The sequence below is a fragment of the Streptomyces sp. Ru73 genome (assembly GCF_002920575.1).
GTDB lineage: Bacteria > Actinomycetota > Actinomycetes > Streptomycetales > Streptomycetaceae > Streptomyces.
Map to the genome: position 1 here is coordinate 36018 of NZ_PQSQ01000060.1, position 15330 is coordinate 51347.

The 15330-nt window shown below is 73.4% G+C and carries 14 protein-coding genes, 1 tRNA gene and 2 pseudogenes; 9 read left to right on the forward strand and 8 right to left on the reverse strand.

Annotation, left to right across the window (positions count from 1 at the left end; all coding sequences use genetic code 11):
* Positions 1–35: 35 nt before the first annotated feature.
* Positions 36–311 carry a hypothetical protein gene (locus C3486_RS23660; RefSeq protein ID WP_103834772.1) on the forward strand — a complete coding sequence of 92 codons (276 nt, stop codon included), beginning with the start codon at positions 36–38 and terminating at the stop codon, positions 309–311.
* A 64-nt stretch (positions 312–375) separates the two neighbouring features.
* On the forward strand, positions 376–2196 hold the full coding sequence (glmS, locus tag C3486_RS23665) for a glutamine--fructose-6-phosphate transaminase (isomerizing) (RefSeq protein ID WP_103834773.1): 1821 nt from the start codon (positions 376–378) through the stop codon (positions 2194–2196).
* Between the two features lie 301 nt (positions 2197–2497).
* Here the strand turns inward: glmS and C3486_RS23670 are convergent, their stop codons facing one another.
* Positions 2498–3019, reverse strand: coding sequence for a universal stress protein (locus C3486_RS23670; protein WP_031062997.1), 522 nt, complete (start codon positions 3017–3019; stop codon positions 2498–2500).
* Between the two features lie 443 nt (positions 3020–3462).
* Here C3486_RS23670 and C3486_RS23675 point away from each other — a divergent pair, with 443 nt between their 5' ends.
* From C3486_RS23675 to C3486_RS23690, 4 genes are all read left to right on the forward strand, one after another.
* Positions 3463–3768 (forward strand): hypothetical protein, encoded by a 306-nt coding sequence (locus tag C3486_RS23675; protein ID WP_103834774.1) that lies wholly within the window; start codon positions 3463–3465, stop codon positions 3766–3768.
* Between the two features lie 369 nt (positions 3769–4137).
* A complete protein-coding gene (locus C3486_RS23680) occupies positions 4138–5418 on the forward strand; it encodes a GlxA family transcriptional regulator (protein ID WP_103834775.1) in 1281 nt (426 codons plus the stop codon).
* Positions 5419–5423: 5 nt separating this feature from the next.
* Entirely contained in the window at positions 5424–6056 is a 633-nt protein-coding gene (gene orn, locus C3486_RS23685) for an oligoribonuclease (protein ID WP_103834776.1), read from the forward strand.
* Between the two features lie 106 nt (positions 6057–6162).
* Positions 6163–6235: transfer RNA gene (locus C3486_RS23690), tRNA-His, on the forward strand.
* Between the two features lie 90 nt (positions 6236–6325).
* Here the strand turns inward: C3486_RS23690 and C3486_RS23695 are convergent.
* Positions 6326–6976 (reverse strand): NAD(P)-dependent oxidoreductase, encoded by a 651-nt coding sequence (locus C3486_RS23695; protein ID WP_103834777.1) that lies wholly within the window; start codon positions 6974–6976, stop codon positions 6326–6328.
* 101 nt (positions 6977–7077) lie between these two features.
* On the opposite strand from C3486_RS23695, the gene C3486_RS23700 reads away from it, so the two are divergent.
* Positions 7078–7968, forward strand: a complete 891-nt coding sequence (locus tag C3486_RS23700; RefSeq protein ID WP_103834778.1) for an AraC family transcriptional regulator — start codon at positions 7078–7080, stop codon at positions 7966–7968.
* Between the two features lie 36 nt (positions 7969–8004).
* Here the strand turns inward: C3486_RS23700 and C3486_RS23705 are convergent, their stop codons facing one another.
* The 4 genes and pseudogenes from C3486_RS23705 to C3486_RS23720 all read right to left on the reverse strand — a co-directional run bounded on the left by C3486_RS23705 (position 8005) and on the right by C3486_RS23720 (position 12635).
* Positions 8005–9042: a LacI family DNA-binding transcriptional regulator gene (locus C3486_RS23705; RefSeq protein WP_103834779.1), complete on the reverse strand. Its 1038-nt coding sequence runs from the start codon at positions 9040–9042 to the stop codon at positions 8005–8007.
* A gap of 192 nt (positions 9043–9234) precedes the next feature.
* Positions 9235–10128 (reverse strand): annotated as a pseudogene (locus C3486_RS23710) (chitinase); the annotation flags it as partial.
* Positions 10129–10480: 352 nt separating this feature from the next.
* Complete coding sequence (locus tag C3486_RS23715) at positions 10481–11893, reverse strand: HAMP domain-containing sensor histidine kinase (RefSeq protein ID WP_103834780.1); 1413 nt, start codon at positions 11891–11893, stop codon at positions 10481–10483.
* Between the two features lie 52 nt (positions 11894–11945).
* Positions 11946–12635 (reverse strand): response regulator transcription factor, encoded by a 690-nt coding sequence (locus C3486_RS23720; protein ID WP_103834781.1) that lies wholly within the window; start codon positions 12633–12635, stop codon positions 11946–11948.
* A gap of 154 nt (positions 12636–12789) precedes the next feature.
* Between C3486_RS23720 and C3486_RS23725 the strand changes: the two genes are divergently transcribed.
* Positions 12790–13365, forward strand: coding sequence for a hypothetical protein (locus tag C3486_RS23725; RefSeq protein ID WP_181138665.1), 576 nt, complete (start codon positions 12790–12792; stop codon positions 13363–13365).
* A 57-nt stretch (positions 13366–13422) separates the two neighbouring features.
* On the opposite strand, the gene C3486_RS23730 is transcribed toward C3486_RS23725, so the two are convergent.
* Both C3486_RS23730 and C3486_RS23735 read right to left on the reverse strand, forming a co-directional pair.
* Positions 13423–14283, reverse strand: coding sequence for a spermidine synthase (locus C3486_RS23730; RefSeq protein ID WP_103834782.1), 861 nt, complete (start codon positions 14281–14283; stop codon positions 13423–13425).
* A 94-nt stretch (positions 14284–14377) separates the two neighbouring features.
* Complete coding sequence (locus C3486_RS23735; RefSeq protein WP_374936911.1) at positions 14378–14812, reverse strand: hypothetical protein; 435 nt, start codon at positions 14810–14812, stop codon at positions 14378–14380.
* Between the two features lie 235 nt (positions 14813–15047).
* On the opposite strand from C3486_RS23735, the pseudogene C3486_RS23740 reads away from it, so the two are divergent.
* Positions 15048–15330, forward strand: a pseudogene (locus tag C3486_RS23740) (tetratricopeptide repeat protein); the annotation flags it as partial.

Genomic DNA, 15330 nt, shown 5'->3' on the forward strand with positions numbered 1-15330 from the left:
TTGCGAAAGTAGGACCGGCACCGCAGTATCAATCCGTGCTCGAACGTCGTCCGTCCCACGAGGACCTTGTTGAACACCTGGTACGCAGTACGCCGCTGCAGCGCGGCGAGGCGGTCCGGGTGATCCAGGACGTCCTCGCGTACTTCGACGAGACGACCGACGCCTACGTGCGCCGCAGACACCGCGAACTGCAGGGTCAGGGCCTGCGCAACGACGCGATCTTCGAGCGGATCGCCCACGAGCTGCCGCACCGCGCCGTGGCCCCGCCCGAGCTCTCGATACGTCAGCTGCGCCGCCTCGTCTACGGCTGAAGCGGCCGGCCCACGGCTGAAGCAGCGGAGCACCACGAACCATCGATCCAGGGAGGGTCCACCCATGTGCGGAATCGTCGGCTACATCGGAAAGCGTGACGTCGCGCCGCTGCTCCTGGAGGGGCTGCAGCGGCTGGAGTACCGCGGCTACGACTCCGCCGGCATCGCCATCCACGCCTCCGGCAAGACCGGCGGGCTGAAGACCGCCAAGGCCAAGGGCCGGGTGCGGGAGCTGGAGTCCCGCCTGCCGAAGCGTTTCGCCGGCACCACCGGCATCGCGCACACCCGCTGGGCCACCCACGGCGCGCCCAACGACGAGAACGCCCACCCGCACGTGGACGCCTCGGGCAAGGTCGCGGTCGTCCACAACGGCATCATCGACAACGCCGCCGACGTGCGCGCCCGGCTCACCGCCGAGGGCGTGGAGTTCACCTCCGAGACCGACACCGAGGTCCTCGCGCACCTGATCGGCCGCTCCGAGGCCGGCACGCTGGAGGAGAAGGTCCGCGAGGCGCTGCGGCACATCGAGGGCACGTACGGCATCGCCGTGCTGCACTCCGACTTCGCCGACCGCATCGTGGTCGCGCGCAACGGCTCGCCGGTCGTGCTGGGCATCGGCGAGAAGGAGATGTTCGTCTCCTCCGACGTCGCCGCGCTGGTCTCGCACACCCGCCAGGTCGTCACCCTCGACGACGGCGAGATGGCCACGCTCAAGGCCGACGACTACCGCACGTACACCACCGAGGGCTCGCGCACGACCTCCTCCCCGGAGACCGTCGAGTACGCCGCCGAGTCCTACGACATGGGCGCGCACGACACCTACATGCACAAGGAGATCTCCGAGCAGGCGGACGCGGTGGACCGCGCGCTGCGCGGCCGGATCGACGACCGCTTCTCCACCGTGCACCTGGGCGGCCTCAACCTGGACGCGCGCGAGGCGCGGGGCGTCCGCCGGGTCAAGATCCTGGGCTGCGGCACCTCGTACCACGCGGGCCAGATCGGCGCGCAGATGATCGAGGAGCTGGCCCGCATCCCCTCGGACGCCGAGCCGGCCTCCGAGTTCCGCTACCGCAACCCGGTCGTGGACCCCGACACCCTCTACGTCGCCGTCTCGCAGTCCGGTGAGACCTACGACGTCCTCGCGGCCGTGCAGGAGCTCAAGCGCAAGGGCGCGCGGGTGCTGGGCCTGGTGAACGTGGTCGGCTCGGCGATCGCCCGGGAGACCGACGGCGGCATCTACGTGCACGCGGGGCCGGAGGTCTGCGTCGTCTCCACCAAGTGCTTCACCAACATGGTGGTGTCCTTCGCGCTGCTCGCGCTGCACCTGGGCCGCATCCGCGACCTGTCCGTGGCGGACGGCAAGCGGATCATCGACGGACTGCGCCGGCTGCCGGAGCAGATCACCGAGATCCTCGAGAACGAAGCGGAGATCAAGAAGCTCGCGGAACTGTATGCGGATGCGAAGTCGATGATGTTCATCGGCCGGGTCCGCGGCTACCCGGTGGCGCGCGAGGCCTCCCTGAAGCTCAAGGAGGTCTCCTACATCCACGCCGAGGCGTACCCGGCCTCCGAGCTCAAGCACGGCCCGCTGGCGCTCATCGAGCCCGCGATGCCGACGGTCGCGATCGTCCCGGACGACGACCTGCTGGAGAAGAACCGGGCGGCGCTGGAGGAGATCAAGGCCCGCAGCGGCCGCATCCTCGCCGTCGCGCACGCGGAGCAGGAGAAGGCGGACCACACCATCGTGGTGCCGAAGAACGAGCCCGAGCTGGACCCCATCCTCATGGGCATCCCGCTCCAGCTCCTCGCCTACCACACGGCCCTGACCCTCGGCCGCGACATCGACAAGCCCCGCAACCTCGCGAAGTCCGTGACCGTCGAGTAACCCCGACGTGAGTGAGGTGGACTCCCGGTCTCGCGCCACCATACGAGCCGGGGGTCCACCTCACGGTGCCGGCGTCGCCCTCACGCCGGCAGTGATGCCGCCCTCCCGGGAACCGTCACACCCGGGCAGCAGCACGCTCCGTGCAGGGTTTGTACCCCTCACAAGCGCACAACCCACCTCTACGAGTCAGTAGATTTGTCGACTACTGACGGGACATGACGGCTCATCACGCCGATATGACGTCATGGAGTGGACGCGGGGACGAGGCCGAATACGTACGGTGCGGACGGTCGGCCCGCGGTCACGGGACGACGATCACCGGGCGCTGCGCCCGACGCGCCAGCCGTCCGGCGACCGAGCCGAAGATCCGCCCGACGATGCCGTGGGTGGAGCCGACCACGATCGCGTCGGCCGCGTACTCACGGCCGACCTCCTCCAGTTCGTGGCAGATGTCGCCGCCCCGCTCGACCAGGATCCAGGAGAGCTCGGAGAGGTGGTCGGCGCAGGCCAGCTCCAGCCCCAGGACCTCCGTGCGGTGGTCGGGGACGTCGACGAAGACGGGCGGCTCGCAGCCCGCCCAGACGGTCGTCGGGAGCCGGTTGGCGACGTGCACGATGATCAGTCCGGAGCCGGAGCGCCGAGCCATGCCGATGGCGTAGGCCAGGGCCCGCTCGCTGGAGACCGAGCCGTCGAAGCCCACCACCACACCGTGCTGGAAGGCGGGGTCGCAGGAGTGGCGTGACTGTTCCGCCGCTTCGAGGTCCGCCATCGGATCGGCGACCTGCTTGCGGTCCGCGGGATCGGGGAATTCGTGACCGGCCATGAGTGTCTCGGCGAAGGGGAGCCCTCGTACCCAGAGGCGGAGGGGAACGGCGATTGACTTGTTCGGGCAGTTGACTGAGCTGGGCGGAGAGCGGGGCGACGGCGATGGTTCAATGCCGAACAATACGGCCGGGAATCATCTTCCCAACCCCTTACCCCAAGAGTACGGCGCCACTCCTCCCCTGCCCAGGGTCTCCGTAAACGGCGCTTGTCCCTTTTGACCGGACAGCGCCCCCGAACGTTCCCCGGAGCATGCCGGAGCGTCGCGCCGTTGGCAATGGCCCGCGGCTCCTTCATACGGACCCCGCGGCTCCGCCGGGCCCGCTCCCGCCCGGCGCGGCCGCCCCCTGCTCCGTCCGCGCGCCGCGCGGTGACTCCCCGTGGCCGCCCGCGTTGATCCAGTGGTCCGCGCGGTCGGTGCGGACCACTCGGAAGGAGCCCCCCTTGCCCGGCACGCCTCGCCCGCCCGCCGACCCCGTGAGCGACGTGGTCCGCTGGGGCACGTTCAGCTGCGCCCTGGTTCCGCTTGTCCTCCTCGTGTGCGGTTCGTCGCCGGGCGGGGCCGCCGGCACCGCCGTCGGCCTCGCGGCGGTCACGTGCGCCTGCCGGGCGCTGCTGCGGCAGTCCGAGCGGACCGCCGCCCGGCTCGCCGTCGAGCGGGCCTCGGTGCACCGCGGACGGCACGGCAGGACGGGCCTGGGGGCGCACAGGGGCGGGCGCCACGGCGGGGGGCGTACGCCGGGGGATTGAGGCGCTCTCGCGCGACTCCGAGGGTCCTCGCGCGAGTGTCCGCGACCCTTTTCAGCCAACTTCGACCCCGGGCACATCCCTTGGCAAAAGCGACCCCCAACCGCCCTTTGAACTGGACGGAAAGGACCGCACGGCGTGGTTGTGCCCTACGACGGGCGGCCCGTCGCGTGAGGCGTACTTCCCACCGGAGCCCACGAGTGGAACGCTTCGTGATCGAATGCTTCGCGCCAAGTTGCCATATCGACTTACCAGCAGGTGGTGAACTTGGCACTCCATCCTCACGGGACACAGTAGATTCGATCTTGGCAATCACGGCGGGGGAACAGTGCAGGACCGAGAGGGCGAGACGACCGAGGGGGGCTTAGTGCCATGAGCCAGGACTCCGCTGCCGTACCAGATGCCGCACGCAAGCTCGCCGCCCGACGACGCCGCGAAGTAGTCGCGGTGCTCCTCTTCAGTGGCGGCCCCATTTTCGAGAGCTCCATTCCGCTCTCGGTATTTGGCATCGACCGCCAGGACGCGGGCGTGCCGCGGTACCGGTTGCTTGTGTGCGCGGGCGAAGATGCGCCTTTGCGCACGACCGGCGGACTGGAGCTTTCCGCTCCATACGGACTGGAAGCGATCTCCCGGGCAGGTACCGTCGTGGTGCCCGCCTGGCGTTCGATCACCCAGGCGCCACCACCTGCCGCGCTGGACGCACTCCGGCGCGCGCATGAAGAAGGGGCCCGCATCGTCGGGCTGTGCACGGGCGCGTTCGTGCTGGCGGCCGCAGGGCTGCTGGACGGCCGCCCGGCGACCACCCACTGGATGTACGCACCGACGCTCGCCAAGCGTTATCCGTCCGTCCATGTCGATCCACGGGAGCTGTTCGTGGACGACGGCGACGTACTGACGTCGGCGGGCACGGCCGCGGGTATCGACCTGTGCCTCCACATCGTGCGGACCGACCACGGCGCCGACGCGGCCAACGCGCTCGCCCGCCGGCTGGTCGTGCCGCCCCGGCGCACCGCGTCGGAGCTGGGGCACCAGCGCTACCTGGACAGGTCATTACCGGAGGAGATCGGCGCCGACCCGCTCGCGGAGGTCGTCGCCTGGGCGCTGGAGCACCTCCACGAGCAGTTCGACGTGGAGACGCTCGCCGCGCGCGCTTACATGAGCCGCCGGACGTTCGACCGCCGGTTCCGCTCACTCACTGGGAGCGCTCCCCTGCAGTGGCTGATCACTCAGCGCGTCCTGCAGGCGCAGCGGCTGCTGGAGACGTCGGACTACTCGGTGGACGAGGTGGCGGGCCGCTGCGGCTTCCGCTCCCCCGTCGCGCTGCGTGGTCACTTCCGGCGGCAGCTGGGGTCCTCCCCGGCGGCCTACCGGGCGGCCTACCGCGCCCGGCGGCCACAGAACGGCGCCGCCGAACCACCAGGACCCGGGGCCCGGCCGGCCGACCGGCCGGAGCGCCTGGACCGCACGGGAACCCCGGCGGCCGAGCGCTTCGGGGCCCACGCCCCGGTACCGGGTCAGGGCGGTCCGCTCGGCGCCCACGATCCGGGCAAGCCGGAGTCGGACGCGTACGCGTCCCGGCTCGGTGAGCCCGCCGTCGGCCGGTCCACCGGACGCCCGGTGCTGCCCAGCCAGCGGGAGCGCCCCGTAGGGTGAGACGCATGAACGATCGCATGGTGTGGATCGACTGCGAGATGACGGGGCTCTCGCTGGCGAACGACGCGCTCATCGAGGTGGCCGCACTGGTCACCGACTCGGAGCTGAACATCCTCGGCGAGGGGGTGGACATCGTGATCCGTCCCCCCGCCGAGGCCCTGGAGACCATGCCCGAGGTGGTGCGCGAGATGCACACCAATTCGGGCCTGCTCGCGGAGCTGGCCGGCGGGACGACCCTCGCCGACGCCGAGCGGCAGGTCATGGACTACATCAGGAGTTTCGTGCCGGAGCCGGGCAAGGCCCCGCTGTGCGGCAACTCCGTCGGCACCGACCGCGGCTTCCTGGCGCGCGACATGCCGGAGCTGGAGGACTACCTCCACTACCGGATCGTCGATGTCTCGTCGGTCAAGGAGCTGGCCCGGCGCTGGTATCCGAGGGCGTACTTCAACAGCCCGGAGAAGAACGGCAACCACCGGGCGCTCGCCGACATCCGTGAGTCGATCGCGGAGCTGCGGTACTACCGGGAGGCGGTCTTCGTGCCGCAGCCGGGGCCGGACTCCGACACCGCCAGGGCGATCGCCGCCAAGCACGTCCTGCCCGCGGAGACCCCCGCGGCGCAGTCCGTGGACGGACAGTGACGCAGCTCGCTCCCGGGCAGGGGGAAAGCCGGGAGCGAGCACCCCTCCAGACCCTGTACACTTTTTCTCGGCCGGTGCGGAAAGAACCACAACAGCACCGGTCATGGTGGGTATAGCTCAGCTGGTAGAGCACCTGGTTGTGGTCCAGGATGTCGCGGGTTCGAGTCCCGTTACTCACCCAGACCGGCGAGGCCCGGTCCGCTCAGGCGGACCGGGCCTTCGTCATGTCCGGGCTCCGGCACGTACGGAACGTCCGTACCGTCCGGGGCTCAGTAGCCGACGGTGAAGCGCTCGCCGATGTGGCGGGGCTGCTCGACCTCGTCGAGGAGGGCGACCGCGTAGTCCTCGGCGGAGATCCGGCTGCTGCCGTCCGCCGCGGTGACCAGCTCGTCGGTGGCGGTGCGGTAGCTGCCGGTACGGGCGCCGGGCTCGATCGAGGCCGCGGGGCTGAGGTTGGTCCAGCGCACGTCGGTGACGGTGCGGTAGAAGTCCAGCGCGTCGCCGTGCGCGTGCATGATCTGCAGCAGGAACTCCGGCAGCCCCTCGGCGTCCCAGACCTGCTTGCCGTCGGGCGTGCGCAGCGAGCCGGCGCCGCCGACCGCGATCAGCCGCGGCGCGTCGGCACCCAGCTGCCGCAGCCCGGCCACCAGCGACTTGGCGGAGGGCTCGATGGTGGCGAGGTGGCCCGGGCCGTCGCCGCCGCCGACCGCGCTGACCACCACGTCCTGGCCCTGCGCCACCGCGGTGACGGAGGCGGGATCCAGCACGTCACCGGTGGTCACGGTGAGCTTCGGGTGGGACCTGGTGAGCTTCGCGGGGTCCCGGACGACCGCGGTGACCTCGTGGCCGCGCTCCAGCGCCTCGTCGAGGACGCGGCTGCCGATGGTGCCGTTGGCACCGAAGAGGGCGATCTTGGACATGGGGGGCTCCTACTCATTGTCGTTTTCTGCCATTGGCCGCACGGCCTTCTTCTACGCTAGAGGGGAGAACAGGGGGCACCGGGGTAGGCGCGGGACGAGCGATGGTGGAAATGCGACACGAACAGATCCCGGAGGTGCCGTTCACGGCGCCGGCCGGGCGGCCCGCCGGCGTGGAGGTGCTGACGCTCGCCGAGCTGCGCGCGCGGGCCGACGTCTGCGCGCTGGCCGTCCCGCACCGCCCCGGCTTCCACCACCTCCTCGCGCTCGACGAAGGGCGCCTCGCGCACACCGTCGACTTCCGCGGGTACGAGCTGGCGCCCGGCGACTGGCTGTGGGTACGGCCCGGGCAGGTGCAGCACTTCGGCGACCTGTCCGCAGCCGAGGGCGTCCTCGTGCTCTTCGAGTCCGGCTTCGTGGACCCGGCGACGGCCACGGCGGCCCGGCTGGACGACTGGTACGGCCCGGCCGTCCGCCGTCCCGAGGAGGCCGCCGGGGAGGCCGCGCGGGCGGCCCTCGCCCAGCTGCATCGCGAGTTCGGCGCGCGGGCCGGACTGCCGCTGGAGGCACACCTGGACGTCCTGCGGCACCTGCTCTCGGTGCTGGTGCTGCGCGCCGCGCACCTGGTGCGGGACCCGGCGGACGCCGCGGGCGACTGCGCCGCGACGGCCACGTTCCTGCGCTTCCGGGACGCCGTCGAGCGGGACTTCGCGGCGAGCCGCCGGGTCGCCGACTACGCCAGGGCGCTCGGCTACTCGCCCCGTACGCTCTCCCGCGCGACGGAGGCCGCCGCCGGGATCGGGGCGAAGGAGTTCATCGACCGCCGGGTCGTGCTGGAGGCCAAGCGGCTGCTGGCGCACGGCGACCTGCCGGCCGCCCGGATCGCCCGCCGGCTCGGCTTCGAGGACGCGACGAACTTCAGCAAGTACTTCCTGCACCGGACGGGCAGCACGCCGATCGCCTTCCGTGCGGGCGTACGCGGCGGCGCGGCGTGACCGTACGCGGGGCGGCGGGGCCGGGCAGGACGGCGGTCACGAGGACTCCCGCACCACCAGTTCCGTCGGCAGCACGAGCTGCGGGCGCTCCCGGGAGCGTTCGCCCAGCTCGTCGACCAGTACCCGGGCCATCGCCCGGCCCATCTCCTCGATCGGCTGCCGCACGCTGGTCAGCGGCGGGCACAGGTGGCGGGCCACGGCCGAGTCGTCGAAGCCGACCAGCGCCACGTCCGCCGGCACCCGCCGCCCGCGCTCCCGCAGCACCGCCAGCGCCCCGGCCGCCATCACGTCCGAGGCCGCGAAGACCGCGTCCACGTCGGGGCGGCGGTCCAGCAGCGCGGCGGCAGCGCGCCGCCCGCCCTCCTCGGTGAAGTCCGCCGGGACGATCAGCGCCTCGTCCGGGCCGTGCCCGGCGTCGGCCAGCGCCTCCCGGTAGCCGGTCAGCCGGCACTGCGCGGCGTACATGTCCGGCGGCCCGGTGATCGTGGCGATCACCCGCCGGCCGCGTTCCAGGAGGTGCCGGACGGCGGCCCGCGCCCCGCCGGCGTTGTCGGAGTCCACGTACGGCACGGTCTCGCGGGCCGAGCGGCGGCCGCTGAGCACCGCGGGCAGCTCCAGCCGGGACAGCAGGTCCGGCAGCGGGTCGTCCTGGTGCACGGAGACCAGCAGCACGCCGTCCACGCGGTGCGCGGCGAGGTACTGGCCCAGCCGCTCCCGCTCCTTCGGCGTACGCACCAGGATCAGCAGCAGCTGCAGGTCGGTGTCGGCTAGCCCGGCGCCGACCCCGCGGACGATGCCGGAGAAGTACGGCTCGGCGAAGAGCCGGGTCTCGGGCTCCGGGATGACCAGCGCGACCGCGTCGGTCCGGTCGGCGGCCAGCGCGCGGGCCGCGCCGTGCGGCACGTACCCCAGCTCGGCGATGGCGCGCTCGACCGCGGCCCGGGTGCGGGGGCTCACCCGTGGCGAGCCGTTCACCACCCGGGACACGGTGCCCCGGCCGACGCCCGCGCGCGCCGCCACCTCCTCGAGCGTGGGGCGTCCGCCGCGCCGACCACCGCGCCCTGCCGCTGCCATGGCTGCCTCCGGACTCCCGGCGTCGAATGTTTCCCGCCATTACACAGCGGAACGCGACGCAACGGCGGAAAGCGGCACCGGATCGGTGCGGCACGGCGCAAGCGGAAGCGGGGCGCAGCGGCCGTGGGGGTGGGAATCCGCTGCGCCCCGCTGGTGGGGGGTGGTGTGGGGGGAGGGGGAAATGGCCGGTGCTCAGCCCTGGTAGGCGCCCAGGGCCTTGGTGAAGTCCAGCGGCTGCTGGTCGATGGAGCTGCAGGTCGGCTGGGCCGTGCCGGACGAGCCGCCGTCGCAGGGCTTGTCGCGGGTGGCGGACCACATGGACAGCCAGGCGAGGTGCTTGGTGGCCGCGAAGTCCGCCAGCTCCTTGGCGTCGTCGCGCGTGAAGGTCTCGGTCGCCACGTCGTTGACGCCGATCATCGGGGTCACCGCGACGGTCTTCCAGGCGTCCGTGTCGTCCAGCCCGAGCGCGTCCTTCACCTGCTTCTGGGTGGCGGTGGCCGCCTGGATCGCGTACTCGCCCATGTCACCGCCGTAGGAGGCGCCGTAGTCCATCGCCATGATGTTGACGGCGGACACCTCGACGCCGTTCTTCTCGGCGTCGGCCAGGAGGTTCACGCCGTCCTGGGTGAGGCCCTCGGGCATGACGGGCAGGGTGAAGGACACGTCCAGGTCCGGGTGGTCCTTCTGGAGCTTCGCGATGGCCTGGGCGCGGCGGGTGTTGGCCGCGGTGTCGGGCAGCGCGCCGCCCTCGATGTCGAAGTCGGCCTTCTTGAGGTCGAAGGCGTCGATCACCTTGCCGTACGCGGCGGCCAGTTCGTCGGCCGTCTTGCAGGCGAGGCCCAGCTCCGAGCCGGCGGCGCCGCCGAACGAGACGCGTACGTCGCCGCCCTGCGCGCGCAGCTTCGGTATCTGCTGCGCGACCGGGTCGCCGTCCAGGGCGCCGCTGCCGCCCCACTTGGGGTCGCAGCCGCCGCCGGAGGTGATGAAGGCGAGGTTGTACGTCTGCACACCGGTCTTCTCCGCCGTGCCGACGATGTCGTAGGCGGGGCTGAGCGAGGTGTCGACGTACGGGGCGAACGCACCGCCCGCAGCGGCCCGTTCGGCCGGCGCCGCCTTGGTGGCCTGGGCCGCGCCGGCGACGGCGAACCCGCCGCCGGCCGCGACCGCGGCAGCCACCACGGCACCGGTCAGCCTGGCCTTGCCGCTCATCCGCCGGCGGTGGGCCCGGGAGCGCGAGGAAACCATCTCGACCTGCCTGTCTGTCAGTTCGTGGGGGGGGTCCGGTGCACCGGAGCCCGTGGGGGAGGCATCCGGTGCGCCCCGCACGCTAGCGCCAGCGAAACGGACAAACGGCAGGTAAGGGCCATGGTCGCCGCTCCTTATGGCGCGCTTAAGGTGCCCGAAGGGACCGGTTAAGCGGAGCGGCCGGGCGGGGCGGTCAGCGGGGCCGGGGGACCCTCTTGCGGAGGGCCCGGCGGCGCAGCCGGCCCAGCCGGCGGCGGGCCCGGTGGCGGCGCCCCGTACCCGGACGCCGCCGGCCGTCCAGGGCGAGCCAGACGCGTACCTCGGTGCCGCCCAGGACCGAGCGGCCGATGCGGACGTCGCCGCCGGTGGACTCCGCGAGGCGGCGGACGATGTCCAGGCCGAGCCCGGTCGAGCCGTCACCGCCGTCCCCGTGGCCGCGCCGCAGGGCCTCGGCCGGGTCGGCGATGCCCGGCCCCGCGTCCGACACCAGCACGATCACCGCGTCCTCGGCGTTGTGCACGTCCACGGCGAAGGCGGTGCCCTCGGGCGTGTGCCGGAAGACGTTGCCGAGCAGCGCGTCCAGCGCGGCGGCCAGCTCGGCGCGCGCGACGGGGACGCGTACGGGACGGTCCGCGCCCGCCACCCGTACCGTGCGCCCCTCGTCCTCCGCGAGCGCCGACCAGAACCCCATCCGCTCCCGGATGACCTCGGCCGCGTCGCACCCGGCGGCGGCCGCCACCTGCTGCGTCAGCGCCTGCTGTTCGCGCGCGGTCCGGATGATCTGGTCCACCTCGCGCTCCAGCTGGGCGACGGCCGCCCGCGTGTGCTCGGCGGCAGGCCCCTCGCCGAGCGAGGCCGCGTTCAGCCGCAGCACGGTGAGCGGGGTGCGCAGCCGGTGCGAGAGGTCGGCGGCCAGCTCCCGCTCGTTGGCGAGCAGCTGGACGACCTGGTCGGCCATGGAGTTGAACGCCACGGCAGCGGACCGCAGTTCCTTGGGGCCGTCCTCCAGCACGCGCACGCCGAGTTTGCCGTCACCGAGGTCGAGCGCGGCGCCCGCCAGCCGCTCGGCGGGCCGCACCATGCGCGTGCCGAGCCGGTCGGCGACCGCGACCGAGCCGACGATCAGGGCGGCCCCGACCCCGGCGAGCAGCACCCAGGAGGTCGCGACGCCGTTGGTGACCGCGTCCTCGGGCACGAAGACCTCGACCACGGCGGTGCCCGAGGCGACCGCGGTGGGCTGGAGCAGCGAGGAACCGCCGCGCACGGTGGCGACGGAGGCCCGGCCGTACCGCGCGGCCCGCGCGACGTCCGCGGCCTTCGCCCGGCCCGCGCCGATCACCGCGGGCGCGCCGCCCCGGTGCCGCGCCGGTACGTGCACGCCGAGCTGGCCGCCGGGCCCGGTCTCGGCGCTGGCCACGGCGCGGGTCAGCGCGGCGCGGTCGGTGGTGATCGCGAGGACCGGGCCGATCGCGGCGGCCTGCCGCTCGGCGTTGGCGAACGCGCGGTCCCTGGCCAGCTCCTTCACGACCAGGCCGAGCGGGACGGCGAACGCGATCACCACCATGGCCGTGACGGCGAGGGCGACCTTGACCAGCGCCCATCTCACGCGGCCGCTCCCCTGCTCGCCGCCGGCCGCCCGGTGCTTCTTCGGGAGGTGTTCACTGCGGCGGCTCCAGCTTCACGCCGACGCCGCGCAGGGTGTGCAGGTAGCGGGGGCTGGCCGCGGTCTCACCGAGCTTGCGGCGCAGCCAGGACAGGTGCACGTCGATGGTCTGGTCGTCGCCGTACGACTGCTGCCACACCTCGGCGAGGAGTTCCTTGCGGGCCACCACGACGCCGGGCCGCCCGGCCAGGAAGGCCAGCAGGTCGAACTCGCGGCGGGTCAGGTCCAGCGGCCTGCCGTCCAGTTCGGCCTGGCGGCGCAGCGGGTCGACGGTCAGACCGCCGACCTGGAGGACCCGGGAGGGCGGCGGTCCGCCGCCGGGGCCCTGGGCGCGGCGCAGGACGGCGGCCATCCGCGCGGACAGGTGCTCCACGGAGAACGGCTTGGTGAGGTAGTCGTCGGCGCCGTCGTTGAGCAGCCGCACGATCTCCGCCTCGTCGTCGCGCGCGGTGGCGACGATCACCGGGACGTCGGTGATGCCGCGCAGCATCTTCAGCGCCTCACGGCCGTCCAGGTCGGGCAGCCCGAGGTCCAGGACGACCACGTCGAAGCCGACCTGTGCCACTTCGCGCAGCGCCTCCAGGGCGGTGCCGACGCTGCGCACGGTGTGGGCGGCGTCGGACAGATGCCGGATGAGGGCCGAGCGGACGAACTGGTCGTCCTCGACCACGAGCACACGTGCCATGGGACGGCACCGTACGCCATTCGGGTGCGCTTCTTGACCGGCCATTGACGGCCGCTGTGCGTTCCGTGCGCGGTGCGGCCCGCTCCCGTACGGGTGCCGCCCGCTCGCGCACGACTCCGGCACGGCCTCGTACCCGGTGCGTGCGTGGGGCAGTATGGCCCGCGTGCGACGAGGACTGGTTCACGCGGCGGCCTGGACGATGGCGACCGGGGCCGCGGTCACGCTGTCGTGGTTCGGCGTGCACACCGTCGTCTCCGGTACGGCGTACGACCCACCGCGCGCGCTGCCGCTTTCCGACAACGCGCCCGGCGCGCAGTCCGAGTCCGCGAGCGGCGCCGCACCCCGCGCGTCGTCCACGCACCGTCCCAAGCCCTCCGCCACGCCCTCGCCGTCGCCCACCCGCACGGCCGAGCGGCCCGAGGAGCCGGCCACGCCCCCGCGCAGCCCGTCGCCGAGCCGCTCCGCCGACGCGCCGGACACCTCGGCGCCGGACGGCGGCTCGGGCACCGTACGGGGCTACCGCACCGTCGGCGGCCGGGTCGTCCTGGACCTGCGGGCCACCTACGCCGAGCTGGTGTCGGCGACGCCCGGGCCCGGCTGGCAGATGCAGGTGTGGCGGCAGAACGGCTGGCTCCGGGTCGACTTCACCCGCGGCCCCGACCGCGCCTCGGTGATCTGCGCCTGGAACGGCCATCCGCCGGTCGTCACCACGGACGACCACTCCCGGTAGCCCGCACCGCGCGGCCGCTGCTCCTCTGCGGAAGCCGCTCCCGACCGCAGCCGCCCCTCAGTCGAACGTGCCCGGCGGCGGCGCGGGCGAGGCGACCGCGGTGGCGTCCGTGACCGGCGCCGCGCCCCCGGCGAAGTCGCGCAGCCCGCGGCCGTGCTCCACCCGCCCGGACTCCGGGTCGGTCGTGGCCCGCCGGGTCAGCTCGGCGACCGGCAGCGCGCCGTCCGCCGCGAGCAGCACGGCGTTCCCGAAGCGCTTGCCGCGCAGCACGGGCGGCGCCGCGGTCAGGCACAGCTCCTCGAAGACCCTGCCCACAGTGGCGATCTGGGAGCGCACGAAGGCCAGCGGCGGACCGTCCGCGAGGTTGGCCGCGTACCAGCCGCCGGGCGCCAGCGCCCGCGCCGCCTCGGCGACGAACTCGGTACTGGTCAGATGCGCGGGCGTGCGGGCGCCGCTGAACACATCGGCGATGATCAGATCGGCCCAGCCGTCCGGGACCTTGGCGAGCCCGGCGCGCGCGTCCCCGCCGCGCACCTTGATCCGCGCCCCGCTCTCCAGCGGCAGGTGCTCCCGTACGAACTGCACGAGCGGCGCGTCGACCTCCACGACCTGCTGGGTGGAGCGCGGGCGGGTCGCCGCGACGTACCGGGCCAGGGTGAGCGCGCCGCCGCCGAGGTGCAGGACGCGCAGCGGCCTGCCGGCCGGGGCCGCGAGGTCGGCGACGTGGCCCAGCCGCCGCTGGTAGGGGAAGTCCAGGTACGCCGGGTCGTCGAGGTCCACGAAGGACTGCGGTGCCTCGTCGATCAGCAGCGTCCAGCCGCGCGCCCGGTCCCGGTCGGGCCGCAGCTCGGCCCGCCCGCCGCTCACCTGCGCCGTCACCGGCTCCCGCGCCGCCCGCGCCCGCCTGTTCCTCGCCATCGGGTCAGTATCCCCCGGAAGGATCACGCCGGGCGCGGGCGGCCTCGGGGTGCGGCCGGTGAGCGGTACGCGTGGCGCGGGCCGCCCGGGCGGCTCAGCGGCAGCGGTCGACGGCCTCGATGGTGCGGGCCGCCTCGCCGAGCGCTGCGCGCAGGACGGCGGGATCGGTCGCCGCGGCGAAGGCGCCCTCCGGGGGGACCAGCCAGCCCGTGCCCGCGACCGGCGGCTCGTCCGCGCCCCGCGGGCCGCCGGCCCGGCCGCCGCCGTACGTCTGCGTGCAGGCGCTGCCGGGCACGTCCCAGCCGGCGGCCGTGCCCGGGGGCACCAGGAAGCCGAGGGTGTCGCAGGCGCCGTCGTGCAGGACCGGCCCGACGCCGTCCCGCAGCCGGAGGATGTCCACCGCCTCCAGGCCCTGCCGGGCCGGCACCGTGACGAGATCGAGGTCACCGGGCGGTGCGCCGGCCACGGTACGGCCCGAGGGCTCCGAAGCGGTCTCCACGACACCCTTGTCCACGCCGGCTTCCAGCACGGGAAACCCCTCCTCCTGACGCGCCGCTCCCTTACACCTGGAGCAACGCGGAAGGCCGTCAACAGCAACGGCGTCAGAACGCTGTAAAGGATGGCACTTCATGGCGGATGCCGGGTGGGATATCCCTTTTGTAAACAAACTGCCCGTATCGCGGGTGTCCCAGACGGTACGGTCTTCCCCGCCGTACCGCCCATGGTGCGGCATCGCCGCACGGATGGCATGGAGAGGGTCCGCCATGACGTCGCCCACAGGTCCATCGGGGTCAGCACGCGACGTCCTGCCCCGCCCGAACACCGCATTCAGGCAGTTGCGCGGCCGGTTGTCCCCCGGCGAGTTCGCGGCCGCCGTACGCCGGGCCGCCCGTGAGATCGGCGAACAGGTCTCGTGCGACGCGCGCTACGTGGGGCGCGTCGAGGCCGGGGAGATCCGGTGCCCCAACTACGCCTACGAGCGGGTGTTCCGGCACATGTTCCCCGGCCTCACACCGGCCGACATGGGGTTCGCGCCCCGCGAGTGGG